Origin of the sequence: Streptomyces sp. CT34 (assembly GCF_000805335.1) — a bacterium.
GTDB lineage: Bacteria > Actinomycetota > Actinomycetes > Streptomycetales > Streptomycetaceae > Streptomyces.
Map to the genome: position 1 here is coordinate 7,264,751 of NZ_KN708638.1, position 26,710 is coordinate 7,291,460.

Below are 26,710 nucleotides of genomic sequence, written 5' to 3' on the forward strand. Positions count from 1 at the left end.
CGTACACCCCGCATACCGGCCATGCCGTACGGCCGTCCGCCCGGTCCCGGTGACGGCCCTGCCCTTATTGTGCCTGCCACCCGGTACCCGCCGCCGAGCCGGGCGGACGGGCGCGTCAGGCGGCCAGCGCGGGCGCGGACAGCCGCCGGACCAAACCCGCCAGCGTCCGGTGCCCCTGCTGCTCGGCGCGCGCGATCCGCTCCTCGGGGAGCGCCCGCTGCCACCACTCGCCGGCCGCCACATCGACCGCCTCCCGCAGCTCCACCAGGCACCCGGCGAGCCGGTCGCGCGCCCAGCCCGCCTCCCGTGCCTCGTCCGCCACCGGGCCCGAAGCCCAGGACGTCCCAGGGCCGGGCACCGTCCTCGCGCCCGGCCCCGCGGCCAGCAGCCGGGACGCCGCCGCCTCCGCCTCCGCGAGCCGCTCCAGCGCGCTGTCGATACGGTCGGCGGCCCGCCGGTTGGTGACCAGCACACAGCAGGCCAGCCCGACCGCCGCGCCCACCACGGTGTCGATCCATCGGTCGGCGATCAGCGTCGACGCCGGCAGGTGCCTGCCGAACTCGGTCAGCAGCAGTGCCATGGGCGTGACACACACCGAGCCGAGCCAGTAGTTCCGGCTGATCGTGGCCTCCGCGCCGAGCTGGAAGGCCAGCGCCAGCGCGACCATCGTGAACCGCCCGGTGTGGATCAGCGGCAGCAGGGCGGTGAACAGCACCAGCCCCAGCAGGTTCCCGAGGGTGCGCTGCACCGCGCGCTGCCAGGAGAGCGTGGTGTTGGCCTGGTAGATCGACGCCGCGGTCACCACGGCCCAGTACGGATGCCCGACCCCCACCGCCATCGACGCCCAGCCCGCCAGCACGCAGCCCACCGCCACCCGCGCCCCGATGGGCAGCAGCGGCGAACCGGGCGCGAGGCGCGCGAGCACCGCCCGTACGCCGCGGGGGCGCCCGGGGACGGGGCGGCGCAGACCGGCGGAGGGGCGAGCGAGACGGCCGCGGGAGGGCGGGGCGGCGAGGAGACCGCCGGAGGGCGGGGCGGCAGGAAGGGCGTCGGCGTGGCGGCCGATGCCGGCCTCCGCCGCCACCCCGGCCAGTTCCTCGGCCTGGGCCGCGGACAGCGGCACGTCGGGCACCGGCCGTCCGCTCCGCAACTCCCGTGCCCACCCGCCGAACCGCTCCGCCGCCGCCTCGGCACCGCCCGGCGGATCCGCGTCCCCGAGCGCCGACTCGGCCTGCGCCAGCAGCCGTTCCAGCTCCGCCCGCGCCGCCGCCTTCTGCGCCGTACGCACCGGAACCAGGAACAGCGTGTGCCACGCCGCATTCACCGCCGCCGCGGTCGCATGCCGGGCCTGCGCCACCCCAACCGGATCGGAACCGCGGGCCGTTCCGGTCCTCGCCGCCCCGTCGCCGGCCGCCCCGGCCCTCGTACGCAACAACCCGGCCGCGGCCTCCAGCGCCCGCGCGGTGGCGATCCGCTCCGGCCCCCGCGGCCGTACCAGCGCCGGCGCCATGCACACCAGCCACGCGAACGCCCCGGCGCCGAGCGCCAATCCCAGATGCTTCGGCACCTCCGCGGCCCGCTGCGGCACGAAGAACGCCGACGCCGCGATGAACGTCAGGATCAGATTCCCCGGCGGTCCGATCCGCGTCGCATCGCACACCATCTTGTGCACCGCGGCCACCAGGGAGGCCAGCACGACCAGCACCGCGGCGGACGCGACCAGCGACGCCGCGGTCAGTGCGACGGCCAGGCTCGCGACCATCCCGAGCACCACCCACAACAGCGTCCGGGCCCGCGCCGCGTACGGCAGCCCGTGCGCATACAGCGCGCACATCGCCCCCGCGGAGGTGTAGAGCACCAGATCCAGCCGTCCCAGGGCGAACAGCGTCAGATCGGGGACCGCCAGCGCCACCACCGCACTGAGCGCCGGCTTGTGCCAGATGTCAACCGGCCGCCGCAGCCGCACCGTGCTCCGCACCGGCAGCGGCCGGACCCGCACCGGACCCGACAGGCCCGTCTCCGACGAGCCGGACCCGTTCTCCCGGTTCTCCGGGTTCTCCCCGTTCGTCGGGTCCGTTGGCTTCTTCGCGTTCTTCGGGCCCTCCGGGTTCCTCGGGTCCTTCCTCAGCTTCCTCGTGATCGCGGCAGGCTTGGCGTGCTTCCCCATAACCAAAAGGTTAGCAGGTGTTTTACAAGTAAATTATATGACGCCCGTCACCGCTCAGTGGCGCGCGACAATAGCCACGTGCCAACCGCCAAGAACAGCAAAGCGAACCCCGCGCCCACCTCCCCCGACCGCCGCCGCGAACTCCTCTCCATCGCGGCCGAGGTGTTCGCCGACCAGGGCTACAACGCCACCACCGTCCGCCGTATCGCGGACCGGGCCGGAATGCTCGCGGGCAGCCTCTACTACCACTTCGACTCCAAGGAATCGATGGTGGACGAAATCCTCGCCACCTTCCTGGACGAACTGTGGGCCGGCTACGACGCGGTGCTCGCCGCGCACCTTGGCCCCCGCGAGACCATCGAGGCCCTGGTCACCGAATCGTTCCGGGAGATCGACCGGCACCGCGCCGCCGTCGCCATCTACCAGAAGGAGGCCCGGCACCTCGCCACCCAGCCCCGCTTCGGTTATCTCACCGATTCCCAGCGGAAGTTCGAAAAGGCATGGCTGGGCACCCTGCAACGCGGCGTCACCGAAGGCGTGTTCCGCGGCGACCTCGACATCCGGCTGACCTACCGCTTTCTGCGCGACACCGTCTGGGTCGCCGCGAGCTGGTACCGGCCGGAGGGCCGGCACAGCCCCGAGGAGATCGCCCGCCAGTACCTCTCCATGGTTCTCGACGGCATCACACTGCGCACCTGAACGGCATCACACTGTGCGCTTGAGTCGCTGCGGCGGGGCGATTCTCCGGGCTCTTGGGGCAGGGGCTGGGCTGTCCTGGGTGGGGGGTGCGACCCGGAGCGGGTTGCCCGCCCCGGCGGGGGCGGTTCGTCAGGCGGGGGACGGTTCGTCAGCTGGGGAAGGCGCTCGCCAGGAGGAAGCGGCCGCGCGTCAGGGAAGGCCCTTCGTGGGGAAGCGCTCGCCAGAAGGAACGGGTGCCTCGAAGGAACGGGTGCCTCGAAGGGGAGGGCTACCTCGAAGGGAACGGGTAGCGGGTGCCTCGGCAGGGGAGAACGCGTCCGCGGGGAAGATGTGCCCGTCAGCAGGAAACGGTCTTGACGTACAAGGCCCGCGGCCCCGCAACCGTCCCGTACCGCACGTCCTTCGTGGCCCCCTGGGGCAGCCTGCCGCGCGGACCCGCGTGATGCGGGATGACGATGGTGTAGCACGCAGGCCGCTTGGCGCACAGATTCGTCAGGCGCACATAACGCTGCTGGCCCTGGTTGAAGAACTTCCGCACCTTCACGCAGCGCGGCACCTGCTCGGCTGCCACCGCCTCCGACGCCATGGACAACGTCAGCGACGCCGCGCACGCCGCACCCGTCAGCGTGATGGCAACGATCTTCCGCATGCGCATGCGATCTCTCCCCCTGACAGCGTCGACAGTCCCGTTGGCCCGGCGCTCCCCGCCGGCCTCGATGCCCCTGCCGTCCCGGCTGTCCGTACTGCTTCTGATGGAAAACTCCCCCAACGGAGACGGGCAGGCCGACCAACCCCGGACCGGCGATGGATCTCCCGCGACTCCGCCCCATTCTGCATACGCAGCCGCCGGAATTCAGCCCTGGCAACCCCACGTCAGCGCATGAGAGGCGCAACGGCGACACATTCGCAACCGGACCGCGCCCGTAATCAGGGAACCGAAACGACCCGATACGGGGCGTATCCGCCACATCACCGCAGGGACACACCAGGCCCCTGGCCCCGCCTCCCCCCACCCCCCGCCCCCCCCCCTCTCGCTCAATCGCCCCCGGACGGCCGAGCCGTCACCACCTTCAGGCCCCGGTCCGCGAACTCGCGGCGCGTCGACTCCTTCGCTCCGCCGTCCGTGATGAACGTGTCGAAGACATCCGCGTCGCCGACCCTGGCGAAGCAGCGCTCACCGATCTTCGACGAGTCCGCGACCACCACCGCGCGCCGGGAACGCTCGGCCATGAGACGGTTGACCCGGGCTTCCGCCTCGTCGTGCACCGTCGCTCCCATCACCGGATCCATGCCATTGGCCCCGATGAACGCGATGTCGATGGAGATCTGCTGCAGTACCAACTCGCTGAACGGGCCCACCAGTTCAAACGACCGCGAGTGTGCCACGCCGCCGGTGAGCACGATCTTGATCTGTGGCCGCACCGCCAGCTCATTGGCGATGTTGAGAGAGTTGGTGACGATCGTCAGATGCGGTTGCGGCCCCGCCTCCGCGAAGTCCGGACGGGTGGCGAGCACCCGAGCGATCCCGGTGGTCGTCGTCCCACCGCTCAGCCCGACCACATCCCCACGCTCGACCAGCTTCGCCGCCGCCTTCGCTACTGCCTCCTTTTCCGCCGACCTGTGTGCGTGCTTGTACCGAATCGGAAGGTCGTACGCCACCGAGCTGAGCACCGCCCCGCCTCGGGTGCGGGTCAGCAGCTGCTGCTCGGCCAGCGCATCCATGTCGCGCCGCATCGTGGCAGCCGAGACCTCCAGCTCGGTCGCCGCCTCCTCGACATCCACCCGGCCCCGATCCCCGAGCAGCTCAAGCAGTGCGTTCATTCGTTCATGGCGCTTCATGGCGCGAGCCTAATTCGTTTCCACCGACCACGGTGAGCGCCGATGGATGCCCCCGGTGCCCACCACCCCGGCTATCCGGGGGCTCAGCCTCCACACGACCGCACCGCCGCCTCCACCACCGGAGCGTGAGCCAGCTCCGAACACCTCATCGTTCACTGATCACTCCCGCCGCTCATCGCTCCTGTCACTCGTCGGCCCCCTCACTCACCAGTCCCATCACGCTGCGCTCCCAGCACTCCCCGCTCTGCATACTCCTGGCCTTCCACCCGTCCATCCCTCCTTGTCTTCTTCCCTTGCACTCCTCCCCACGCCGCTCGTCAAACCGCGCCCGGGGAAAGGCGCCGAACCAGTGCCAGGCGCTGTGAATCCCGGGCTCTTTGGGCATTGGCAGCGCGTCCACCACGGGTATGAGGCGTAGGGATGCCGTGCCATGACCATGCGGGATTGTCGCGGCCGTGGACCGAACTCCCGCGTCCATAACTCCTCTTGTCGCCTTCTCCCTTCCACCTGCCTCCCCCCTGGTTTGCTGCCTACTTCTGGCTGCTAGTTCCTCCCGTTCCTGCGACTTCCTCCCGTTCACCCCTCCGGCTCGTTGGCTCTTCACTGCCGGGTCTTCACCTCCGGGCCGTTACCTCGGCGGTGCGCAGATCGGGGACCGTTGCTGGGGTGCCCAGTACGCCCAGCAGTCGTGCCGCCTCCTGAGCGACTGCCTCCCGGGCCGGCTTGACGTACTTCCGGGAGTCGACGAGGGCCGGGTCCGCGTCCAGGGTGCGCCGTATCGAGTGGGTGAAGACGGAGACGAGATGCGTGGAGATATTGATCTTCGTCATTCCGGCGGCGATGGCGCGACGCAGTTCGTCGTCCGGTACGCCGGACGAGCCGTGCAGCACCAATGGCACCGGCAGCGTCGCACGCAGCGCCGCGATCAGGTCCTTGTCCAGTTCTGCGGTGCGCTCGCGCATGGCGTGTGAGGAGCCGACGGCGACGGCGAGTGCGTCCACCCCGGTGGCGCGGACGAAGGACAGGGCCTCGCCGGGGTCGGTGCGTACACCCGGTGCGTGTACGCCGTCCTTCCCGCCCACCTTGCCGAGCTCCGCCTCGACATAGACGCCCCGGTCGTGGCACCAGGCGGTGAGCGCGGCCGTGGTGGCCACGTTCTCCTCGTAGGGCAGTGCCGAGGCGTCCACCATGACCGAGCCCGCACCGGCGTCGACTCCCTGATGGACCAGTTCGGCGTCGGTGATGTGGTCGAGGTGTACCGCGATCCGGGCGGTGGAGTGCTCGGCGAGGGCGAGCGTGGCGCGGGTGATGGGCAGCAGGCTGCCGTGGTAGCGGATGCAGTTCTCGCTGATCTGGAGGATCAGCGGGATGTTCGTGCGTTCGGAGGCGGTGACGAGCGCCTCGGCGGTTTCGAGATGGATGACATTGAAAGCCGCGGCACCGACCCCCGCTTCCCGGGCGGCGTCGACGATGGCTGAGGTGGGGACTAGGGGCATGGGTCCTGACTCCCTTGTGGAAGGAGTGAGTTGGTGGTGGGACGGGGGGCGTGGGTAGGGGAGAGGGGTGAGCTAGGGCGCGGCCGGTTCGCGGAGCATCACCGAGCGGGTGAGGCTGCGCGGGTTGTCGGGGTCCAGGCCGCGGGCGCGGGCCCGTTCCAGCGCGACGCGCTGCACGAGCACCAGGTCGGCGAGCGGATCGCGGGCATGGCACACAAAGCGCGCACCGGTCCGTGCCACATCGGCCTCCAGTCCCTCCGGCGCCTGGCCGAACAGCCAGGTCACCCGGCCCGGAGCAGCTATCGCGATCGGGCCGTGGCGGTACTCCATCGCGGGATAGGACTCCGTCCAACTCTGCGACGCCTCCCGCATCTTGAGAGCTGCCTCATTGGCCAGGCCGTATGTCCAGCCCGTGCCGAGGAACGAGAACTGCTCGGCGTCCACCCACTCCTTGTCGATCGGCGCCGCAAGCGCCTCCTCGGCGTCGCGCACCGCCCGGCTGACGTCCTCGCCGACATGTGCGCGCAGCAGCGTCAGCGCGGTGGTCGCGAAGCGGGTCTGCACGACGGACCGCTCGTCGGCGAAGGGCAGTGCGACCGTTTCGTCCGAGAGCGTGACCGCCGGTGTTTCCGGATCGCCGAGGATCGTCACCGTCGGGATCCGCCCCTTGACCGCTTCCAGTACGCGCAGGACCTCGGTCGTCGTCCCCGAGCGGGTGATGGCCACCACCGCGTCGTAGCCGCGGTGGCTGCCCAGGAACGCCTCCGAGGCGGGGAACGGGTCCGTCACCCCCAGTCCGGCGGCTTCGCGCAGTGCCGCGTACGACTGCGCCATGAACCACGAGGTCCCGCATCCGATGACGGCCACGCGCCGGCCGGCCGCGGGCAGTGGGCCGCGGGCGGCACCGATCCGCGCGGCCTGCCGCCAGGTCTCCGGCTGACTGTGCAGCTCCTGCTCCATATGCGAGGTATCGCTGTTCGAGGTCTCGCTCATGGCATGCCCTCCCGTGATCGTGGATCGTGTGATCGATGCGTCGATGATGTTGCGTAAAACTGCAAGTTTTCTGTTTTCTGCAATCGACTCTACGCATTCTCGTCGCACTGATCCATCCCTCGTGCGGGTGGATGCGGCAGAGAGGAGCGCGGACTGTGGTGCCGTGCCCTGTTGCGTTGGTTGGATGCGGGTCGGGAGTGGGTATGGCGAAAAGCGGGTGATGGACTGTTGACAGCTGCGTGAAAGGTGCCCGATATTTGCAAGATCGGTCATGTGGGCTAGTCCACGGCCCGTGATGCAGCTACCCGAGACCCCGTACTCAGCCACGCAGACACGCAGCAAGGACGATCCGCCGCACAAAGGACTCCGTATGTCCACTGCCCCGCTCTCCGCGACGCCCCCGCCTCAGCCGTCGTCCACGACCGCGCGCCGCACCGGCCGGCTGTTCGCGCTCACCGGCGCCGTCGTCGGCGTCATCTACGGCTATGACACCGGCAGCATCTCCGGTGCCCTCGTGTTCCTCAGCAAGGACTTCCACCTCACCGAGACCGAAAAAGGGCTGGTCAACAGCGTCCTGGTGTTCGGTTCGATTCTCGGCGCGCTGATCGGCGGCAAGCTCGCCGACGTGCTCGGCCGCAAGGTCGCGATGCTGATCGTCGCCGGCTCGTACGCGGTGTTCGTCGCGCTGTCCGCCGCCGCCCCCAACGTCGAGACGCTCGACGCCGTCCGGTTCCTGCTCGGCGTCGCCATCGGCATCTCGATCGTCGCCGCCCCGCTCTATGTCGCCGAATCCACCCCGGCCCGTATCCGGGGCGCCTCCGTGGCCGCCTATCAGGTGGCGACCGTCGTCGGCATCGTCATCACCTACTTCGTCAACTGGGGCCTGTCCGGAGGCGGTCACTGGCGCTGGATGCTGGGCCTCTCGGCGATCCCCGCGGCACTCGTGCTGATTCCGCTGCTCCGCCTGCCGGACACGCCCCGCTGGTACGTCCTCAAGGGGCAGACGGAACGGGCCGTCGAGGTCATGGCGACGACCGACCCGGATGTCGAACCGCGTGCGGAGGTCGCCTCGGTGCAGGCCGCACTCGCCGCGGAGAGCGGGGGCTCGGTGCGCTCGCTGCTGCGCAAGCCGTACGCCCGCGCCGCGTTGTTCGTCGTCGGCCTCGGCTTCTTCTGCCAGATCACCGGCATCAACGCCGTCACGTACTACAGCCCGCAGATCTTCGAGCAAATGGGATTCACCGGCAACGGCCAGAACTTCCTGCTGCCGTCCTTCGTCGAACTCGCCTCGCTGGCCGCGGCGGTGCTCGCCATCCTCATCATCGACCGCCTGGGCCGACGGGTGGTGCTGCTCTGCGGGATCGGCACGATGGCGGCGATGCTCGCCGTCCTGACCGTCGTCTTCGGCATGGGAAACCTGCACGGTGCCACCACGTGGGTGGGCTTCGGCGCCATCCTCCTGTTCACCGCAGCCTTCAACTTCGGCTTCGGATCGCTGATCTGGGTCTACGCGAGCGAGGCGTTCCCCGCCCAACTGCGCTCCACGGGAGCATCGGTGATGCTCACCGCCGACCTGGTGGCCAACCTGCTGATCGCCCAGTTCTTCCCCTCCCTCATGGCCCGGGCGGGCGCCGCAGCGACCTTCGCCGGTCTGGGCGTGCTCGCGCTCGCCGCCCTGGTCTTCGCCGCGTTCACCGCGCCCGAGACCAAGGGGCGCCAGCTGGAGGAGATCCAGGAGTACTGGCGCAACGGCGGGAGCTGGCCCGAGACTTCCGGGCCCGGCACGGTCGCCGCCGGACCGTTCGACAACCCGGCGTCGTCTCCCTCGGCTCCCTGAGGTGACCGCATGGGCGTCGTGTCCCGAGTTGATGGACGGCGAACGCGTTTCCTGTCCGACGACGGCCGCCGCCGGGCGCCGTCCGTCTGCTCTCCCACCACTGCTCAGGTGTCATCGCCCATGTCGTTCTCCGCGTCGGCCGAGCATTGCGAACCCGCCGTCCTCGGCCGCCGTCCGGCGCTCCGCCGCCCGCGACGGCGGACGGAGGGGGTAGCCGCGCCGAACAGCACGAGGCCCGGGCCGCGCCGGAGGGATTCGGCGGCCCGGGCCGTGGTGCGGCGGGGCGGTATCTCAGGACGGCAGCTGCTCCCGGTACCCCTCCAGGGCCGGAGCGGTCTTCGTCGCGACGAACTCGGTGATCCGGTACTCGCAGACCCCGGCGAGGACGAACGGGTCCTCGGCGATGATCTCCTCGACGGCCGCACGGTCGATCCCGGCGGCGAGGATCACGCCGCCGTTGCGCGGGTTCTTGCGGCCGGAGGCGACGAAGTGCCCGGCGGCGTACTCCTTGTCCAGCCACTCCACGTGGTCCTGGAGGGCGGCGTCGATGCGTTCGAGGGGCGCGGTGTAGGTCAGTTCCAGTACGAACATGGCTGCAATATACGAGGCGGGGGCGCACGTCGCGGACGTGCCCTGCCGGTCGGGGAAACGCGCAGGCCGGAGCGGATGGACCGGAGCGCCGAGCGGCCCTGTGCTCCCCTTGGGGGGTTCGGTAGCGTTGCGGTCACCATGGACACTTCCGGAATCATCTCCTGCGACGACGAGCTGCGGCACTGGCCGGTGGACGAAGCCGGGGCCCGCGCGGTCCAGGACCGGCTGCGGGCCCGTGTACGGCTCAACGAGCCCGGCCCGGAACCGGGTTTCGAGGGCACCGTGGTCGGCGTGGACGTCGCCTACGACGACGCGCGCGACGTGGTCGCCGCGGCGGCCGTCGCCCTCGACGCACGGACGCTCGCGGTCGTCGACGAGGCCACCGCCGTCGGCCCGGTCTCCTTCCCGTACATCCCGGGGCTGCTCGCCTTCCGCGAGATCCCCACCGTGCTGGACGCGCTCGCCCGCCTCGCCCGCACGCCCGGCCTGGTGGTCTGCGACGGCTACGGGCTGGCGCACCCGCGGCGCTTCGGTCTGGCCAGCCACCTCGGAGTGCTGACCGGACTGCCCACCATCGGCGTTGCCAAGAACCCGTTCACCTTCCGGTACGCGGCTCCGGGGGCGGAGCGCGGCGACACCTCGCCCCTCCTGGACGACGGGACGTCCAAGGGGGAGCCCGAGGAGGTAGGACGTGCGCTGCGCACCCAACGGGGCGTCAAGCCGGTGTTCGTGTCCGTAGGGCATCGCGTCGGCCTCGACCGGGCGTGCGCGCATACGCTCCGTCTGGCGGCCTCGTACCGGCTTCCGGAAACGACCCGGGCCGCCGACTCCCTGTGCCGGCGCGCCCTCGCGGTCGCCTGACGGCCCGGCCGCCCGCTACCGCCGGACCACCCGGAATCCGATCCCGGCGGCCCGGAGGCGGCGGGTCAGCGCGTCCCCCATGGCGACCGCGGTCGTCACCTGGCCCGAGGTCTTCGGCAGGTCGTCGAAGGCCAGGCTCAGTGCCGACTCGGCGAGCATCTTCGCCGTCTCGTCGTAGCCGGGATCGCCGCCCGCGACCTCGGTGACCAGCTGCTCGCCGCCCCCCGAGGCGACGAAGCGCACCCGGAACCAGCTGCGGGCGCGCCGCTCCTCACCGGGCCCCGCGCCCGGCTCCAGACGCCCCGACAGCCAGCGGCGGGCGGGCGGCACCTGGGCCAGCGCGCACAGCGCACCGGCGCCCAGGGTCGCGCCCACGGCGGTCGGCAGCCGGCGCACGGCCGCGTAGTGGCGGTAGCGGAAGTCGGGCCCGTAGCGGTCGAGGGCGGCGGCGGAGCGGGCGATGATCCGCGGGTCGACGGTCGGCAGCGGGATTCCCCAGGTGCCGGTTTCGGTGCTCCGGAGGGGCGGTCCGAGCGGTGCGCGTACGGTGCGGCCGGCGGGCCGCGGTTCCACCCGACGGCGCTCGCGAGCGACCCGGGCCATGGCGGCCGGGCGGGAGACGGCGGTCAGCGCGGAGGCGAGAGTTCCGCCGGAGAAGGTCGCGTTGGTCCGTACGAAGCCGTCGATGCGCAGCGGGACGCCCTCGGGGAGCAGACCCACCGTGTAGCGCACCCCCAGGTCGTGCGGAACGGAGTCGAAGCCGCAGGCGTGGACGAGGCGCGCCCCGGAGGCACGGGCCGTCGCATCGTGGCGGAGGTACACGCGGTCGATGAACTCCGGCTCTCCCGTGAGGTCGAGGTAGTCCGTGCCGGCCGCGGCGCAGGCCGCAACCAGGGGCTCACCGTGGAGCAGATAGGGGCCGACCGTGGTGGCCAGGACCCTGGTGGCGGAGGCGAGGGCGTGCAGCGAACCGGGGTCGGTGCTGTCGGCCGTCAGGAGCGGCAGGCCGGCGCGATCCGGGTTGATCGAGGCCAACCGGTCGCGCAGTCGCTCCAGTTTGGCGGTGCCGCGTCCGGCGAGCGCCCAGCGGCAGCCCTCGGGGGCGTGTCTGGCCAGGTATGCGGCGGTGAGCGCGCCCGCGAACCCGGTTGCGCCGTAAAGGACGAGGTCATGGGCCCGTCCGGAGATGTCCTGCGGTCGCATGGTCCGTCCTCTCGGGGTGACCTCCGGACCCTAAGGAGCCACGGGCGCCCCGTCAACGATCAGCCGTACCGGCCGGGTTGGCGGGTCCGCTCCGTTGGGGCGCCGGGGCTTGACGAGGTGGGGGAGCGGGATCAGATTCGTCGGTGACATGGGATATCCGATGTCCGGGTTGCCTGGTACGTACGGAAGAAGGCGTCGGGCGGCTGCCGGAGGAGGGCGGGCTCCTGTGATGGCGCATCCTGCGGACGGCCCCCACCGGGCGGGGCGGCGGCGCTGGTACGAGGAGGTCACCCCGCGCCGGTGGAAGGCGATGTTCGCCGCCTGGATCGGCTATCTCCTGGACGGTTTCGACTTCGTCCTGATCACGCTGGTGCTGACCGAGATCGCCGGTGAGTTCCACCTGGACACCGCGACCGCCGCGTCGCTCGTCTCCGGCGCGTTCGTCACCCGCTGGCTGGGCGGTGCGGTCCTGGGCGCGCTGGGCGACCGCCACGGCCGCAGGTCCGCCATGGTCGCCGGCATCCTGCTGTACTCGCTGGGCACCTTCGCCTGCGGATTCGCCTGGAACTACACCAGCCTGTTCGCCGCCCGGCTGGTGATCGGGCTGGGCATGGCGGGGGAATACAGCGCGAGCGCGACATACGTGCTGGAGACCTGGCCGGTCCGGCTGCGCAACCGGGCCTCGGGATTCCTGATCTCCGGATACGCGGGCGGAACGGTCCTCGCGGCCGGGCTCTACGGCTGGGTGGTTCCCGCCTGGGGCTGGCGCCCGCTGTTCTGGATCGGGGTCCTGCCCGTCCTGGTCGCCGTCTGGGTGCGCAGATCGCTGCCGGAAGCCGGCGACTGGCAGGCGGAGATCGGCGGTGCGCCGGCCGGCGGACAGGAGCGGCATCCGGAACGCCCGAATCCGTTCCGCCCGTTGTTCACCGGACGCGTCCGCCGCTGGGCCAACTCGGTACTGGCGGTGGCCGCGTGCGCCGCGCTCTTCTGCGTCTTCACGCCCGCCGGCGCCGGGCATGCGCGCTGGCCGGCCACCGCCGCGGCACTGTGCCTGCTCGCCTTCGCCGGGCAGCTCGGCGGGCGCCGGGGAGCGCTGCTGTACGTGTCCCTGACGGCCACGGTCTTCTGCGCGTTCCTCTACAGCTGGCCCCTCCAGGCGCTGCTGCCCACGTACCTGAAGACCGAACTGGGCTACGCGCCGGGGCAGGTGGCCGACGTGATGTTCTACGCGGGCTTCGGCACGATGGCCGGCTGCTGGCTGGCGGGATTCACCGGCGATCTGCTCGGCACCCGGCGGGCGTACGCGTACACCCTGCTGGCCTCGCTGGCGCTGGTCTTCCCGGTGTTCGCGGTCCGCGGGAACCTCGTGGGGCTCGGGGTCCTGCTCTTCGGGCTGCTCGCGCTCAGCCAGGGCATCTCCGGCATCCTGCCGAAGTACATCGCGGGCCACTTCCCGACCGTGACCCGCGCCGCGTCACTGGGGTTCGTCTACAACACGGGCGCGCTGGGCGGTGCGGTGGCGCCGGTGCTCGGGGCGCGGCTGGCCGAGGGCATGCCGCTGGGGCGGGCCCTGGCGGTGCTCACCTTCGGGCTGACGCTGGTGGTCGTCGTCCTCGTGGGCGGCGATGTCCCGCGGAGGCTGGGGCGGCTGGTGGACCGTCAGCCGGCCGGTGACCATCTGGCGCCCGAGCCGGGGGACCGGAGCGCGGGAGCGGGTGCCGGTCAGGGGGAGGCGCCGGCCGACGCGGTATGAGCGGGACCGGACGGGTGCCCGCGTCCCATGAGGAGCGGCCCCTCGTCATTCGGTGCTGTCGTCCTGCCGCCCCAGCGCCACCCCGCGCACGCCCTCCAGCTCGGTCAGCGCCTCGACCAGGGGGTGCGCGGAGCCGTTCCCCTCCAGGCGGAGCAGCACCTCGGCCGGGACCCAGGCGTCGCCCGTGCCGTTCTCCACCTGGACGTCGGTGACCCGGAAACCGCTGCCGGTGCACAGCTCCAACATCCGCCCCAGCAGTCCGTTCTGCGACCGGTAGGACAGGCGCAGCTCGACCCGGTCGAAGGACTGCCCCGACCCGATCCGCTCCGAGACCTTCGAGAAGCCGCGGACGATGAGGAAGTGCACCGCCGTCGCGCCGAAGGCCAGCAGCGGCAGCCCGCCGCCGCACGCCATGCCGATGGCGCAGGTCAGCCAGATGGTCGCGGCGGTCGTCAGCCCGCGGACCGCGTCCTTCCTGACGAAGATCAGTCCGCCGCCGATGAAGCCGATGCCGGAGACGACCTGCGCGGCGACGCGGGACGGGTCGAGGGCGACGCCGTCCATGCCCAGTACCGATCCGAAGCCGTGGATCGACACCTCCATGAACAGCGCGCTGCCCACGCCGACGAGGGTGTGGGTGCGCAGCCCGGCACTCTTCTGCCGGGCTTCGCGCTCCAGCCCGATCAGCGAGGACAGCAGCAGGGCTATCGCGAGCTCGGCGAACTGCCGCAGCCCCTGGCCGTCGTGGACGTCGAACAGTGTGCTGGCGAGGTGTGACATGACGGCATTGTCCCTCCGCCGGCCCGGCGCTCCGCGGGCCGTTGTCAGTGGTCGCGGTTAGCGTGGAATGCGATGGGTGGCGCGGGCGTACGCGCGGCCCGCCGGGAGGCACCGCGGCCGGTGCCGGACGGGGGAGCGGACGTGGAGGCAGGCATGGCGCAGGCGGCGGGACCGGCGGCGGAGCACCGCCGCTGCATAGCTCCGGGGAAGATCGTCGCCGAGTGCGGCGGGGGATAGCGACGCGGCGGAGGCAGGCGCGCGAAGGCCCGCGACGGCGATGGCAGTTGAGCATCGTCGGCGCGGGCCTTTCCGGTGGTGGCCACTTGGCTCGGGGGGCTTGTGGAAAGTGGAACACGTTCTTAACATCACGAGTGTTACATCAGAAGTGTCACAGTGCGGAAGGCATGGGGCGCGATGACGCAGTCAGGGAACGGCCCGCTGAGCGGGGTGCGGGTGGTGGAGCTCGCCGGCATCGGCCCCGGCCCCTTCGCGGCCATGCTGCTGGCCGACCTGGGCGCCGATGTCGTCCGGGTCGACCGGCCCGGAGGCGCCGGGCTGCGCATCGATCCGGTCCACGACATCACCAACCGCAACAAACGCTCGGTGCTGGTGGATCTGAAGCAGCCCGCCGGGGTGGCGCAGCTGCTCGACCTGGCCGAGCGGGCCGACGTCCTGGTGGAGGGCTACCGCCCCGGTGTGGCCGAGCGGCTCGGCGTCGGGCCTGCGGAGTGCCTGGCGCGCAACCCCCGGCTGGTCTACGGCCGGATGACCGGCTGGGGACAGGAGGGCCCGCTGTCCGGCACCGCGGGACACGACATCGGCTATATCGCGATCACCGGTGCCCTCGGCATGATCGGCCCGGCCGACGGCCCGCCCGCCGTCCCCGCCAACCTCGTCGGTGACTACGCAGGGGGCTCGCTCTACCTGGTCATCGGCGTCCTCGCGGCCCTCCAGCACGCCCGCGCCGAGGGCGGGACGGGCCAGGTCGTCGACGCCGCCATCGTCGACGGCACGGCGCACCTGACGGCGATGATCCACGGCATGCTGGCGGCCGGCGGCTGGCAGGACCGGCGCGGCGCCAACCTGCTCGACGGTGGAACGCCGTTCTACGGCACCTACGCGACCGCGGACGGCGGCTATATGGCCGTCGGCGCGCTGGAGCAGCGCTTCTACGCCGAATTCATCCGCCGGCTCGGCATCGAGGACGAGGTCCCCGCCCGCGACGACCTCGCGGCCTGGGGCGAGTTGCGGACTGCCATCGCCGACCGGTTCCGGACCCGTACGCGGGAGGAGTGGACCGCGGTCTTCCAGGAGTCCGACGCCTGCGTGGCGCCCGTGCTGTCGCTGCGCGAGGCCCCCGGGCACCCGCACCTCGCCGCCCGCGGCACCTTCGTCGACCACGCCGGCATCACCCAGCCCGCCCCCGCGCCCCGCTTCTCGGACACCCCCGGAACGCTGCGCAGACCCCCCGCCCAGCCGGGCGCGGACACCGACGAGGTCGCCCGCGACTGGCGGGTCCCCAGCCTCGCGGTCCCGCCCGAAGACCCGCGGCGCACCGAGCGGAAGGACCCGGTCAGCTGATGGAACTCGCCACCACGCTTCGGTACGCCGCCGATCCGCGCCGGGCCGCCGAAGAGGTCGCCGCCCTCGAACGGGCCGGACCGGACGCCGTCCGGGTCGCCGAGGCGTACGGCTTCGACCCGCCGACCGTCATGGGCTTCCCCGCGGCCCGCACGGAGCACGCCTGGATCGGCTCGGCGATCCTCGACGTCCACTCCCGCACGCCCGCCCTGATCGCCCGGACCGCCGCCGGCCTGGACACCCTCTCCGGCGGGCGGGCGCTGCCGGGCGTGGGCGCCTCCGGGCCGCAGGCCATCGAGAGCCGGCACGGCAAGCCCTACGACCGACCGCCGGGCCGCACCCGCGAGACCATCGAGCTGTGCCGCCGCATCTGGCGGCGCGAGGTCATCGACCACCACGGCATCACCGACATGCCGCTGCCCGCCGCGAAGGGCGGCCGGCTCGGCAAGCCGCTGAAGATCCTCACCCACCCCGTGCGTCCCGAGATCCCGGTGTACGTCGCGGCGCTCCGGCCGGCCGACGTCCGGCCGACCGCCGAGAGCGCCGACGGCTGGCTGCCCACCCTCTTCATCCCGGAGAAGCCCGGCGCCGTCCGGGGCACCCCGCTCGCCGAGGGCACCGCCCGGCGCGATCCGTCGCGCGGACCGTCGCATACCGTCGCCGGCGGACTGCTCGCCATCGGGGAGGAGGGGAGGACGCCGCCGCGCGGGACCTGGCCCGCCCGACCATCGCGCCGCATGTCGGCGGCATGGGTGCCAAGGGAAACAAGGGCAAGAACTTCTACCACGATCTCGCCGTCGCCTACGGCTGCGAAGACGCCGCGCGCACCATTCAGGAGTCCTGTCTTGCGGGCCGGAAAGAGGAGGCCGAGGCGGCGGTGCCGGACGAGTTCTGCGAGCTGGTGTCGCTGTGCGGGCCCGAGGGGGACGTCCGCGAGCGCAGCGAGACGGAGGTACCCCCGGCCGAAGGCTGGGGGAGGAGTGCCGCGGTTCCGGGAGGCCGGCGTGACGATGCTCGACGCCCACCCCATAGGCCTCGGCCCCGCGAAGCCGATCGAAACCGTCAGGAACCGGTTCTGATAGGGACCGCACCGATGCCGCGTCCGCCCGGCCGCCGGCCCCCGGCCCCCTGCCGAGCCGCCCCGCCGCCCGCCCCGCACCACGCCCCGAAGGGACAACAGTGTGAAGCGCCAGATCTTCACCGAGGACCACGAAGCCTTCCGCGAGACCGTACGCACCTTCCTCGCCAAGGAGGTGACGCCGTATTACGAGCAGTGGGAGAAGGACGGCATCGTCAGCCGGGACGCCTGGCGGGCCGCCGGCAGACAGGGGCTCCTCGGCCTGGCCGTGCCCGCGGAGTACGGCGGTGGCGGGGAGAGCGACTTCCGCTTCAGCGCGGTGCTGGCCGAGGAGTTCACCCGGGCCGGGGCCGCCGGGCTCGCCATCGGACTGCACAACGACATCATCGGCCCCTACCTGACCTCCCTCGCCACCGACGAGCAGAAGCGCCGCTGGTTGCCCGGCTTCTGCAGCGGCGAGACGATCACCGCCATCGCGATGACCGAGCCCGGCGCCGGCTCCGACCTCCAGGGCATCCGCACCGCCGCCGAGGACCGCGGCGACCACTGGATCCTCAACGGCTCCAAGACCTTCATCTCCAACGGCATCCTCGCCGACCTCGTCATCGTCGTCGCCAAGACCACCCCCGAGGGCGGCGCGCACGGCCTGAGCCTGCTGGTCGTCGAGCGCGGCATGGAGGGGTTCGAGCGCGGTCGCAACCTCGACAAGATCGGCCAGAAGTCCCAGGACACCGCCGAGCTGTTCTTCCACGACGTGCGGGTGCCCAAGGAGAACCTGCTGGGCGAGCTCAACGGCGCGTTCGTCCACCTGATGACCAACCTCGCGCAGGAGCGCATGGGCATAGCGATCGCCGGGATCGCCGCCGCCGAGCATCTGCTGGAGATCACGACCCAATACGTCAAGGAACGCGAGGCGTTCGGACGGCCGCTGGCCAAGCTCCAGCACATCCGCTTCGAGATCGCCGAGATGGCCACCGAGTGCGCCGTCACCCGCACCTTCCTCGACCGCTGCATCGCCGACCACTCGGACGGCACGCTCGACGCGGTGCACGCCTCCATGGCCAAGTGGTGGGCCACCGAACTCCAGAAGCGGGTCGCCGACCGCTGCCTCCAACTCCACGGCGGCTACGGCTATATGACCGAGTACCGCGTGGCCAAGGCGTTCACCGACGGCCGCATCCAGACCATCTACGGCGGGACGACCGAGATCATGAAGGAGATCATCGGCCGCTCCCTGCTCGGCTAACCCTTCCCCGAAAGGCTTTCCTGTGAGCACCGAAGCGTATGTGTACGACGCGATCCGCACCCCGCGCGGCCGTGGCAAGGCCAACGGCGCGCTGCACGGCACCAAGCCGATCGACCTGGTCGTCGGCCTGATCCACGAAGTGCGCCGGCGCTTCCCCGGGCTGGATCCGGCCGCGATCGACGACATCGTCCTCGGCGTCGTCGGACCGGTCGGCGACCAGGGATCCGACATCGCCCGGATCGCCGCGATCGCCGCCGGTCTGCCCGACACCGTCGCCGGCGTCCAGGAGAACCGCTTCTGTGCCTCCGGTCTCGAAGCCGTCAACATGGCCGCCGCCAAGGTCCGTTCGGGCTGGGAGGACCTGGTGCTGGCCGGCGGCGTCGAATCGATGTCGCGGGTCCCGATGGCCTCCGACGGCGGTGCCTGGTTCGCCGACCCGATGATCAACTTCGACACCGGATTCGTGCCGCAGGGCATCGGCGCCGACCTCATCGCCACCATCGAGGGCTACTCCCGCCGCGATGTCGACGAGTTCGCCGCGCTGTCCCAGGAGCGGGCCGCCGCCGCCTGGAAGGACGGCCGCTTCGAGCGCTCCGTCGTCCCCGTACGCGACCGCAACGGCCTGCTCGTCCTCGACCATGACGAGCACCCGCGCCCCGGCACCACCGCCGACTCCCTGGCGGCCCTCAAGCCGTCCTTCGCCACCATCGGGGACGCCGGCGGCTTCGACGCGGTGGCCCTGCAGAAGTACCACTGGGTCGAGAAGATCGACCACGTCCACCACGCCGGCAACTCCTCCGGCATCGTGGACGGCGCGGCGCTGGTCGCCATCGGCTCCAAGGAGGTCGGGGAGCGCTACGGCCTCACCCCGCGGGCCCGCATCATCTCCGCCGCGGTCTCCGGCTCCGAGCCGACGATCATGCTCACCGGCCCGGCACCGGCCAGCCGCAAGGCGCTCGCCAAGGCCGGACTCACCATCGACGACATCGACCTCGTCGAGATCAACGAGGCGTTCGCCGCCGTCGTCCTGCGCTTCGCCAAGGACATGGGCCTGAGCCTCGACAAGGTCAACGTCAACGGCGGCGCCATCGCCATGGGCCACCCGCTCGGCGCCACCGGCGCGATGATCCTCGGCACCCTCGTCGACGAACTGGAGCGGCAGGACAAGCGCTACGGCCTGGCCACCCTCTGCGTCGGCGGCGGGATGGGCATCGCCACCGTCATCGAGCGCCTCTGACCCCTCGTCCCACCCACTACGGAGTACGTACCCATGAGTGAATCCGCTGCCGTGTCGACCATCCGCTGGGAGCAGGACGAGACCGGCGTCGTCACCCTGGTCCTGGACGATCCGGACCAGTCCGCCAACACCATGAACAACGCCTTCAAGACCTCCCTCGCCGCGGTCGCCGACCGCCTGGAGGCCGAGCAGGACGGCATCCGCGGCATCATCTTCACCTCCGCCAAGAAGACCTTCTTCGCCGGCGGCGACCTGCGCGACCTGATCGCGGTCACCCCCGAGCAGGCTCAGCAGGCGTTCGAGGCCGGCAACGGCATCAAGCGCGATCTGCGCCGCATCGAGACGCTCGGCAAGCCCGTCGTCGCCGCCATCAACGGCGCGGCGCTCGGCGGCGGTTACGAGATCGCCCTGGCCTGCCACCACCGCGTCGCCCTGGATGCCCCCGGCACCAAGATCGGCCTGCCCGAGGTCACCCTCGGCCTGCTGCCCGCCGGCGGCGGGGTGACCCGTACGGTCCGGCTGCTGGGCATCACCGACGCGCTGCTGAAGGTGCTGCTCCAGGGGACGCAGTACAACGCCACCCGCGCCAAGGACAACGGGCTGATCCACGACGTCGCCCAGACCCCCGAGGAACTGCTCGCCAAGGCACGGGAGTTCATCGACGCCCACCCCGAGTCCGAGCAGCCCTGGGACGTCAAGGGCTACAAGATCCCCGGCGGCACCCCGGCGCACCCGAAGTTCGCCGCCAACCTCCCGGCGTTCCCCGCCAACCTCAAGAAGCAGCTCAACGGCGCGCCGTACCCGGCGCCGCGCAACATCCTCGCCGCGGCCGTCGAGGGCTCCCAGGTCGACTTCGAGACCGCCCAGACCATCGAGGCGCGCTACTTCGTCGAGCTGGTGACCGGCCAGGTCTCCAAGAACATGATCCAGGCGTTCTTCTTCGACCTCCAGGCCGTCAACTCCGGTGCCAACCGCCCCAAGGACATCGCGCCGCGCACGGTCGAGAAGGTCGCGGTGCTGGGCGCCGGCATGATGGGCGCCGGCATCGCCTACGCCTGCGCGAAGGCCGGCATCCAGGTCGTCCTCAAGGACGTCACCCCGGAGGCGGCGCGGAAGGGCAAGGCGTACTCCGAGGGGCTGCTCGCCAAGGCGCTGGCCAAGGGGCGGACGACCGAGGCGCAGCGCGACGAACTGCTGGCGCGGATCACGCCGACCGCCGAGCCGGGCGACCTCGCCGGCTGCGACGCCGTCATCGAGGCGGTCTTCGAGGACGTGGCCCTCAAGCACAAGGTGTTCAAGGAGATCCAGCACATCGTCGCGCCCGACGCGCTGCTGTGCTCCAACACCTCCACCCTGCCGATCACCCTGCTCGCCGAAGGCGTCGAGCGGGACGCCGACTTCATCGGCCTGCACTTCTTCTCGCCGGTCGACAAGATGCCGCTGGTCGAGATCATCAAGGGCGAGCGGACCGGCGACGAGGCGCTGGCCCGCGCCTTCGACCTGGTGCGCCAGATCAAGAAGACCCCGATCGTCGTCAACGACTCCCGCGGCTTCTTCACCTCCCGCGTCATCGGCCACTTCATCAACGAAGGCGTGGCGATGATCGGCGAGGGCCTGGACCCGGTCTCCGTCGAGCAGGCCGCCGCCCAGGCCGGCTACCCGGCCAAGGTGCTGTCCCTCATGGACGAGCTGACCCTGACCCTGCCGCGCAAGATCCGCAACGAGACCAGGCGGGCCGTCGAGGAGGCCGGCGGCACCTGGCAGCCGCACCCGGCCGACGCGGTCATCGACCGCATGGTGGACGAGTTCGAGCGCCCCGGACGCAGCGGCGGCGCGGGCTTCTACGAGTACGGCGAGGACGGCCGGCGGACCGGTCTGTGGCCGGGGCTGCGCGAGCACTTCCAGCAGGAGGGCGCCGCCATCCCGTTCCTCGACATGCAGGAGCGGATGCTGTTCTCCGAGGCACTGGACACCGTCCGCTGCCTGGAGGAGGGCGTGCTCACCTCCGTCGCCGATGCCAACATCGGCTCCCTCCTCGGCATCGGCTTCCCGGGCTGGACCGGCGGTGTGCTCCAGTACATCAACGGCTACCAGGGTGGGCCAGGGCGGGAGAAAGCCGGTGGGCCAGGGCGGGAGACGGCAGGTGGGCCAGGGCGGGAGAAGGCCGCCGGGCCGGGCCGGGAGGAGCTCGTCGGCCTGCCCGGATTCGTGGCCCGCGCCCGGGAGTTGCAGGCGGCCTACGGCGACCGGTTCGCGCCCCCGGCGCTGCTGGTCGAGAAGGCCGCGAAGGGGGAGCGGTTCGGCGACTGAGCCGGGCCGGGGGGCGGGCCGCCGTGGCCCGCCCCCGTCCCCCCTCGCCCCGGCCGCCGCCCTCGCCCCTGCCGAACCACTCCCGCAGCTCCTCCTTCATCGACCGCTGGAAGGCGGTGACCAGTGCCTGCACGACCATCGGCTGCATATGGGCGGAGAGCGACTTCATCCGCGCCATCTCCTCCTCGTCCGGCCCGCCCTCGCGGTACGGCCCCCATACCTCGTCCGTGAAGAGCCGGCTCAGCTCACGGGCCGCCGAGCGGGTGTGCTCGATGACGACGGTGCGCGCCGCGAGAATCGTCTCCAGCGAGATCGGGACATCGAGCAGCCGCGTCCCCAGATGCAGCAGCCCCGGATCGACCCGGAAGACCTGTGGGTCCGCGGTCCGGACGAGTACGCTCATCGCCGCCAGCCGGTCCAGGTCCTCCTCGGTCAGCTCTCGGCCGGCCCGCCGCTCCAACTGCTCCCTGGTGGCGTCCTCCGCCGTGTCCGGGATCCAACTGGCCACCAGCGCCCGGTGGATGGCCAGGTCCTGGGCGCTCAGATCGGGCGGCAGCTGCGCCAGGTAGCGTTCGATGGCGGACAGGGTCAGGCCCTGGTGCTGGAGTTCCTCGATGAGCGCGAGCCGCGAGAGGTGGTCCGGTCCGTAGCGGCCGACCCGGCGCGGGCCGATCTCGGGCGGCGGCAGCAGTCCGCGGGTGCTGTAGAAGCGGATCGTGCGCACCGTGACGCCGGCGCGGGCGGCCAGTTCGTCGACCGTCAGGTCGGGGGCGGACTCCATCATGTTCAACAGTATTGCTGTCTCACCATTCTTGTGAAACCTTCTCCACCGCTCGGCGCCGCCGTCAGGAAACCCGTTCGGTCCGCAGATCAGGCCCATGCCATCGGGAGGCCGCCTTGACCACGATCCTGCGTATGCCCGGCGACCCGGGCGAACTCACGCTGCCCGCCCTGCTGTTGCGCAATGCCGAGGACCACGGTGCGCTGCCCGCCCTGTCCTGGCGCGCGCCGGACGCGACCGGCTGGCGGACGATCGGCTGGGCCGAGGTCCGCCGCCGGGTCGGCGAGCTGGCCGCCGGGTACCGCGCACTGGGTGTACGGCGCGGCGAGATCGTCCTCCTCATGATGGGCAACCGCCCCGAGCACTGGCTCAGCGACCTCGCCCTGGTGCATCTCGGCGCGGTCCCGGCCACCGTCTACGGCACCGCGGCTCCGGGCCAGATCGCCCATGTCGCCCGGCACAGCGGGGCCCGGCTCGCCGTGGTGGAGGGCCCGCGGGAGCTCGGGCGCTGGGCGCCGCTGCTGGACGACGCGGGCGCCCAGCTGGAGCGACTGGTGGTCGTCGAGCCGCCGGCGGACGGGCCGAGGACCGGCGGCCCGGTGCCGGCGGGGGCATACGGGACGTACGCGGAGCTGGCGGCGAGGGGGGCCGAGCTCTTCGACGCCGGCGCGTTCGAGGCGGCGTGGCGGCAGGCCGACGCGGGCGACACCCTGACCGTCGTCTACACCTCCGGTACCACCGGCGACCCCAAGGGCGTGGTGATCAGCCACCGCAACGTGCTGCTGAACGCGCTGGCGCTGGACGGTGCGGTGGAACTCCCCGAGCACGCCGAGCACCTCTGCTACCTGCCCTTCGCGCATATCGCCGAGCGGATGCTGGGCATCTACCTGCCGGTCTTCCGCGCCTCGCAGGTCTATCTCTGCGCCGATCCGGCGGCCGTCGCGGCGAGCGCGCGTGAGCTGCGGCCGGTCCAGTTCTTCGGCGTCCCGAGGGTCTGGGAGAAGCTGGCGGCGTCCGTACGGGCCGCGCTGGCGCGGCTCCCGGAGGAGGCGCGGGCGGCGGTCGAGGCGGCGGGGGAGTGTGCCCGCGCCCACGTGGACTGCCGGCAGCGCGGGGAGCGGCCGTCCGCGGAGCTGGCGGCCCGGTACGCCCGGGCGAAGGCCGAGGTGCTGGACCCGCTGCTGGCCCGGGCCGGTTTCGACCGCCTCGTGTGGACGGCGAGCGCGTCCGCGCCGATGCCGCCGGAGGTGGTGCGCTTCTGGGCCGGTTTCGGCATCGTGATCATGGACGCGTGGGGGCTGACCGAGACGGCCGGCGTCGCCACGACCAACAGCCCCGGCGGATTCCGGCTGGGCTCGGTCGGCCGGCCGATCGACGGCGTGGAGGTACGGACGGCACCGGACGGGGAGATCGAGGTCCGGGGCCGGACGGTGTGTGCCGGCTATCTGCGGGCCGACGGGACGGTGGAGCCGGCCACCGACGCGGACGGCTGGTTCGCCACCGGCGACATCGGCCGGGTCGACGCGGACGGGTTCCTGTGGCTGACCGACCGCAAGAAGGAAATGATCGTGACCTCCACCGGCAAGAACGTCTCACCCGCGCTGGTCGAGAACACCCTCAAGGAGCACCCGCTCATCGGCCAGGCGCTGGTGCACGGCGACGGCCGGTCGTACCTGGTCGCGCTGCTGGTGCTGGACGCCGAGCCGGCCGCGGCCTGGGCGGCGCGACGGGGCATCGAGGGGACGGTGGCGGAGCTGGCCCGGCATCCGGCAGTCCAGGAGGAGATCGAGCGGGCCGTCGAGGCCGCCAACGCCCGTCTGAACCGCACGGAACAGGTCAAGCGATTTTCGCTGCTGAGCGAGGAGTGGGGGCCGGAAAGTGGCGAACTAACGCCGTCGTTGAAGCTGCGACGCCGTGTCATTCGCCACAAATACGGACAACTCCTTGAGCGAATGTACGCCATGTGATCTCGCCCACAGACGGGGGAGCGGTTTCCGGGGAAGGTGTGCCGTCGGCCGTTCGCGCGATCCGCGGAGCCGGTCTTGGTCCAGATCTCCCTGAAAGCGAGATGAACCAGTAGTGAGCGCAGAAACCGTCATCGATGAAGAACAGAGGTCATCAGACGGGGGGAGTGAGGCCCGGCAGGACGCGGGCGACGCCGGTTACAGCAAGGGGCTGAAGGGCCGGCACATCAACATGATCGCCATCGGCGGGGCGATCGGCACGGGTCTGTTCCTGGGGGCGGGCGGCCGACTGCACAGCGCGGGACCGGCGCTGGCCGTCGCGTACGCGGTGTGCGGCCTCTTCGCCTTCTTCGTCGTCCGGGCGCTCGGTGAGCTGGTGCTGCACCGCCCGTCGTCCGGTTCGTTCGTCTCGTACGCCCGGGAGTTCCTGGGCGAGAAGGGCGCCTACGTCGCGGGCTGGATGTACGTCGTGAACTGGTCGACCACCGGTATCGCCGACATCACCGCGATCGCCCTGTACACCCACTACTGGAGCCTGTTCACCAGCATTCCGCAGTGGGTGATGGCGCTGATCGCGCTGGCGGTGGTGCTCTCGATCAACCTGATCTCGGTGAAGATCTTCGGTGAGATGGAGTTCTGGTTCGCGATCATCAAGGTCGCGGCGCTGGTCGTCTTCATGTTCATCGGCATCTTCCTGCTGGCCACCCAGCACCAGGTCGACGGGCACACACCGGGTCTGCACCTGATCACCGACAACGGAGGCGTCTTCCCGACGGGTCTGCTGCCCGTGGTGATCGTGCTCCAGGGCGTCGTGTTCGCCTACTCCGCCGTCGAACTGGTCGGTGTGACCGCCGGTGAGACCAGCGAGCCGCACAAGGTCGTGCCCAAGGCCGTGAACTCGATCATGTGGCGGGTCGGCATCTTCTACGTCGGCTCGGTGATCCTGCTGGCGATGCTGCTGCCGTGGAATGTCTTCAGCGCCAACGAGAGCCCCTTCGTCACCGTGCTGTCCCACGTCGGCATCCCGCACGCCGGCGACGTGATGAACCTCGTCGTGCTCACCGCGGCGATGTCCAGTCTGAACTCCGGGCTGTACTCCACCGGCCGCATCCTGCGCTCGATGTCCATGGCGGGCTCCGCACCGAAGTTCGCCGGGCGGATGAACCGCAACCAGGTGCCGTACGGCGGCATCATGCTCACCTCCACGGTGTGCGTGCTCGGTGTCGGGCTCAACTACTGGCTGCCGGGCAAGGCGTTCGAGATCGTGATCAACATCGCGGCGCTGGGCATCATCAGCACCTGGTGCACGATCATGGTCTGCCACATGGTGTTCGTCCGGCGCTCGAAGGCCGGGCTGGTGCGGCGTCCGCGGTTCCGCCTCCCGGGCACGCCGGTCACCGATATCGCCACCATCGCCTTCCTGCTCGGCGTCATCGTGCTGATGTGGTTCGACGACGGCGTCGGCCGGCAGACCGTGATGCTGATCCCGGTCCTGGCCGCGGCGCTGGTCGGCGGCTGGTTCGCGGTGCGCGGCCGGGTCAACCGGATCGCCGAGGAACGCGAACTCGCCGAGTAGCCGCGCCGTCAGGCGCGCCCGGGTGATCGAGGGCGGCTGCGGAGGTCCGATGGGCTTCCGCAGCCGCCCTTTCGCACGGTCCGCGGTGCCCGGAGCGACGGCCCTACCCGGCGCTCCGGGCCGATTGTCAGTGGTCGCCCGTACCGTTGAGACATGGCTGGGAGAACGGGGGATGCCATGGGAATCGTCTACGTCAAAGGGGACGCCACGGCGCCGCGGGGCAAGGGCGTCAAGATGATCGTGCATGTCTGCAACGACCTCGGGGGCTGGGGCAAGGGCTTCGTGCTCGCCGTCTCCCGACGCTGGCCGGAGCCCGAGCGGGCCTATCGCCGCTGGCACCGCGAGCGCGCACGGAACGACTTCGGCCTGGGCGCCGCCCAGTTCGTGCCGGTCGCGGATCATCTGTGGGTGGCCAATCTCGTGGGGCAGCGGGGTATCCGTACCGGCAGCAAGGGCGTGCCGGTGCGGTACGAGGCGATAGCGGCCGGGCTGGGCCGGGTGGCGGACAAGGCGCTGGAGCTCGGTGCCTCGGTCCATATGCCGCGCATCGGCTGCGGGTTGGCGGGCGGCCGGTGGTCCCGGGTGGAGCCGCTGATATCCGCCCGGCTCGTCCGACGCGGGGTGGCGGTGACGGTCTACGACCAAACCGATGACCGAACCGATGACCGAGGTGAGGCCCACTGACGACCGCCGGCCGCCGATATCCGTAGGTCCTTGA

20 protein-coding genes and 1 pseudogene are annotated in these 26,710 nt (G+C 71.3%); 12 read left to right on the forward strand and 9 right to left on the reverse strand.

Annotated features, from left to right (window positions below; translation table 11 throughout):
• Positions 1-115: 115 nt before the first annotated feature.
• Positions 116-2,167, reverse strand: a complete 2,052-nt coding sequence (locus RZ84_RS31680; protein WP_078894416.1) for an FUSC family protein — start codon at positions 2,165-2,167, stop codon at positions 116-118.
• Positions 2,168-2,245: 78 nt separating this feature from the next.
• Here RZ84_RS31680 and RZ84_RS31685 point away from each other — a divergent pair, with 78 nt between their 5' ends.
• Positions 2,246-2,866, forward strand: a complete 621-nt coding sequence (locus RZ84_RS31685; RefSeq protein ID WP_043267827.1) for a TetR/AcrR family transcriptional regulator — start codon at positions 2,246-2,248, stop codon at positions 2,864-2,866.
• A gap of 337 nt (positions 2,867-3,203) precedes the next feature.
• Here RZ84_RS31685 and RZ84_RS31690 read toward each other — a convergent pair whose 3' ends face one another.
• The 4 genes from RZ84_RS31690 to RZ84_RS31705 form a co-directional block, all read right to left on the reverse strand.
• On the reverse strand, positions 3,204-3,521 hold the full coding sequence (locus RZ84_RS31690; RefSeq protein WP_241777959.1) for a hypothetical protein: 318 nt from the start codon (positions 3,519-3,521) through the stop codon (positions 3,204-3,206).
• 380 nt (positions 3,522-3,901) lie between these two features.
• The gene (locus RZ84_RS31695) at positions 3,902-4,705 is read right to left on the reverse strand and encodes a DeoR/GlpR family DNA-binding transcription regulator (RefSeq protein WP_043267828.1); all 804 of its coding nucleotides are present in this window, start codon (positions 4,703-4,705) and stop codon (positions 3,902-3,904) included.
• A gap of 614 nt (positions 4,706-5,319) precedes the next feature.
• Positions 5,320-6,201 carry a class II fructose-bisphosphate aldolase gene (locus RZ84_RS31700; RefSeq protein WP_043267829.1) on the reverse strand — a complete coding sequence of 294 codons (882 nt, stop codon included), beginning with the start codon at positions 6,199-6,201 and terminating at the stop codon, positions 5,320-5,322.
• A 72-nt stretch (positions 6,202-6,273) separates the two neighbouring features.
• Positions 6,274-7,194 carry an SIS domain-containing protein gene (locus RZ84_RS31705; RefSeq protein WP_043267830.1) on the reverse strand — a complete coding sequence of 307 codons (921 nt, stop codon included), beginning with the start codon at positions 7,192-7,194 and terminating at the stop codon, positions 6,274-6,276.
• Between the two features lie 370 nt (positions 7,195-7,564).
• Between RZ84_RS31705 and RZ84_RS31710 the strand changes: the two genes are divergently transcribed.
• A complete protein-coding gene (locus tag RZ84_RS31710) occupies positions 7,565-9,031 on the forward strand; it encodes a sugar porter family MFS transporter (protein ID WP_043267831.1) in 1,467 nt (488 codons plus the stop codon).
• 291 nt (positions 9,032-9,322) lie between these two features.
• On the opposite strand, the gene RZ84_RS31715 is transcribed toward RZ84_RS31710, so the two are convergent.
• On the reverse strand, positions 9,323-9,622 hold the full coding sequence (locus RZ84_RS31715; protein ID WP_043267832.1) for a YciI family protein: 300 nt from the start codon (positions 9,620-9,622) through the stop codon (positions 9,323-9,325).
• Between the two features lie 138 nt (positions 9,623-9,760).
• Here RZ84_RS31715 and RZ84_RS31720 point away from each other — a divergent pair, with 138 nt between their 5' ends.
• Complete coding sequence (locus tag RZ84_RS31720) at positions 9,761-10,483, forward strand: endonuclease V (RefSeq protein WP_043267833.1); 723 nt, start codon at positions 9,761-9,763, stop codon at positions 10,481-10,483.
• Between the two features lie 15 nt (positions 10,484-10,498).
• Here the strand turns inward: RZ84_RS31720 and RZ84_RS31725 are convergent, their stop codons facing one another.
• Positions 10,499-11,686, reverse strand: a complete 1,188-nt coding sequence (locus RZ84_RS31725; protein WP_043267834.1) for a saccharopine dehydrogenase family protein — start codon at positions 11,684-11,686, stop codon at positions 10,499-10,501.
• Between the two features lie 229 nt (positions 11,687-11,915).
• Between RZ84_RS31725 and RZ84_RS31730 the strand changes: the two genes are divergently transcribed.
• The gene (locus tag RZ84_RS31730; RefSeq protein ID WP_043267835.1) at positions 11,916-13,439 is read left to right on the forward strand and encodes a sialate:H+ symport family MFS transporter; all 1,524 of its coding nucleotides are present in this window, start codon (positions 11,916-11,918) and stop codon (positions 13,437-13,439) included.
• Between the two features lie 45 nt (positions 13,440-13,484).
• On the opposite strand, the gene RZ84_RS31735 is transcribed toward RZ84_RS31730, so the two are convergent.
• Complete coding sequence (locus tag RZ84_RS31735) at positions 13,485-14,219, reverse strand: MgtC/SapB family protein (protein ID WP_043267837.1); 735 nt, start codon at positions 14,217-14,219, stop codon at positions 13,485-13,487.
• Positions 14,220-14,633: 414 nt separating this feature from the next.
• Here RZ84_RS31735 and RZ84_RS31740 point away from each other — a divergent pair, with 414 nt between their 5' ends.
• The 5 genes from RZ84_RS31740 to RZ84_RS31760 all read left to right on the forward strand — a co-directional run bounded on the left by RZ84_RS31740 (position 14,634) and on the right by RZ84_RS31760 (position 21,671).
• The gene (locus RZ84_RS31740) at positions 14,634-15,800 is read left to right on the forward strand and encodes a CaiB/BaiF CoA transferase family protein (RefSeq protein ID WP_198540090.1); all 1,167 of its coding nucleotides are present in this window, start codon (positions 14,634-14,636) and stop codon (positions 15,798-15,800) included.
• Positions 15,800-16,879 (forward strand): LLM class flavin-dependent oxidoreductase, encoded by a 1,080-nt coding sequence (locus tag RZ84_RS31745; RefSeq protein ID WP_241777960.1) that lies wholly within the window; start codon positions 15,800-15,802, stop codon positions 16,877-16,879. The genes RZ84_RS31740 and RZ84_RS31745 overlap by 1 nt, the downstream gene beginning before the upstream one ends.
• A gap of 102 nt (positions 16,880-16,981) precedes the next feature.
• Positions 16,982-18,124 carry an acyl-CoA dehydrogenase family protein gene (locus RZ84_RS31750; protein WP_043267842.1) on the forward strand — a complete coding sequence of 381 codons (1,143 nt, stop codon included), beginning with the start codon at positions 16,982-16,984 and terminating at the stop codon, positions 18,122-18,124.
• A gap of 22 nt (positions 18,125-18,146) precedes the next feature.
• The gene (locus RZ84_RS31755) at positions 18,147-19,361 is read left to right on the forward strand and encodes an acetyl-CoA C-acetyltransferase (RefSeq protein WP_043267844.1); all 1,215 of its coding nucleotides are present in this window, start codon (positions 18,147-18,149) and stop codon (positions 19,359-19,361) included.
• A gap of 33 nt (positions 19,362-19,394) precedes the next feature.
• Positions 19,395-21,671: a 3-hydroxyacyl-CoA dehydrogenase NAD-binding domain-containing protein gene (locus RZ84_RS31760; RefSeq protein WP_043267846.1), complete on the forward strand. Its 2,277-nt coding sequence runs from the start codon at positions 19,395-19,397 to the stop codon at positions 21,669-21,671.
• 70 nt (positions 21,672-21,741) lie between these two features.
• On the opposite strand, the pseudogene RZ84_RS37445 reads toward RZ84_RS31760, so the two are convergent.
• Positions 21,742-22,455: pseudogene (locus RZ84_RS37445) on the reverse strand (MerR family transcriptional regulator); the annotation flags it as partial.
• A gap of 113 nt (positions 22,456-22,568) precedes the next feature.
• Here RZ84_RS37445 and RZ84_RS31770 point away from each other — a divergent pair.
• The 3 genes from RZ84_RS31770 (at position 22,569) to RZ84_RS31780 (ending at position 26,676) form a co-directional block, all read left to right on the forward strand.
• The gene (locus RZ84_RS31770) at positions 22,569-24,419 is read left to right on the forward strand and encodes an AMP-dependent synthetase/ligase (RefSeq protein WP_043267850.1); all 1,851 of its coding nucleotides are present in this window, start codon (positions 22,569-22,571) and stop codon (positions 24,417-24,419) included.
• Between the two features lie 130 nt (positions 24,420-24,549).
• Positions 24,550-25,992, forward strand: a complete 1,443-nt coding sequence (locus tag RZ84_RS31775) for an amino acid permease (RefSeq protein ID WP_043271443.1) — start codon at positions 24,550-24,552, stop codon at positions 25,990-25,992.
• A gap of 153 nt (positions 25,993-26,145) precedes the next feature.
• A complete protein-coding gene (locus RZ84_RS31780) occupies positions 26,146-26,676 on the forward strand; it encodes a macro domain-containing protein (protein WP_107068203.1) in 531 nt (176 codons plus the stop codon).
• The last annotated feature ends 34 nt before the right edge of the window (positions 26,677-26,710 follow it).

Excerpts from the sequence above, each read along its gene's own strand:
- RZ84_RS31715 (WP_043267832.1), bottom strand. The coding sequence starts at position 9,622 with ATGTTCGTACTGGAACTGACCTACACCGCGCCCCTCGAACGCATCGAC.
- RZ84_RS31735 (WP_043267837.1), bottom strand. The coding sequence starts at position 14,219 with ATGTCACACCTCGCCAGCACACTGTTCGACGTCCACGACGGCCAGGGG.
- RZ84_RS31705 (WP_043267830.1), bottom strand. The coding sequence starts at position 7,194 with ATGAGCGAGACCTCGAACAGCGATACCTCGCATATGGAGCAGGAGCTG.
- RZ84_RS31700 (WP_043267829.1), bottom strand. The coding sequence starts at position 6,201 with ATGCCCCTAGTCCCCACCTCAGCCATCGTCGACGCCGCCCGGGAAGCG.
- RZ84_RS31730 (WP_043267835.1), top strand. The coding sequence starts at position 11,916 with ATGGCGCATCCTGCGGACGGCCCCCACCGGGCGGGGCGGCGGCGCTGG.
- RZ84_RS31690 (WP_241777959.1), bottom strand. The coding sequence starts at position 3,521 with ATGCGCATGCGGAAGATCGTTGCCATCACGCTGACGGGTGCGGCGTGC.
- RZ84_RS31695 (WP_043267828.1), bottom strand. The coding sequence starts at position 4,705 with ATGAAGCGCCATGAACGAATGAACGCACTGCTTGAGCTGCTCGGGGAT.
- RZ84_RS31745 (WP_241777960.1), top strand. The coding sequence starts at position 15,800 with ATGGAACTCGCCACCACGCTTCGGTACGCCGCCGATCCGCGCCGGGCC.
- RZ84_RS31780 (WP_107068203.1), top strand. The coding sequence starts at position 26,146 with ATGGCTGGGAGAACGGGGGATGCCATGGGAATCGTCTACGTCAAAGGG.
- RZ84_RS31710 (WP_043267831.1), top strand. The coding sequence starts at position 7,565 with ATGTCCACTGCCCCGCTCTCCGCGACGCCCCCGCCTCAGCCGTCGTCC.
- RZ84_RS31680 (WP_078894416.1), bottom strand. The coding sequence starts at position 2,167 with ATGGGGAAGCACGCCAAGCCTGCCGCGATCACGAGGAAGCTGAGGAAG.
- RZ84_RS31740 (WP_198540090.1), top strand. The coding sequence starts at position 14,634 with ATGACGCAGTCAGGGAACGGCCCGCTGAGCGGGGTGCGGGTGGTGGAG.
- RZ84_RS31720 (WP_043267833.1), top strand. The coding sequence starts at position 9,761 with ATGGACACTTCCGGAATCATCTCCTGCGACGACGAGCTGCGGCACTGG.
- RZ84_RS31760 (WP_043267846.1), top strand. The coding sequence starts at position 19,395 with ATGAGTGAATCCGCTGCCGTGTCGACCATCCGCTGGGAGCAGGACGAG.
- RZ84_RS31725 (WP_043267834.1), bottom strand. The coding sequence starts at position 11,686 with ATGCGACCGCAGGACATCTCCGGACGGGCCCATGACCTCGTCCTTTAC.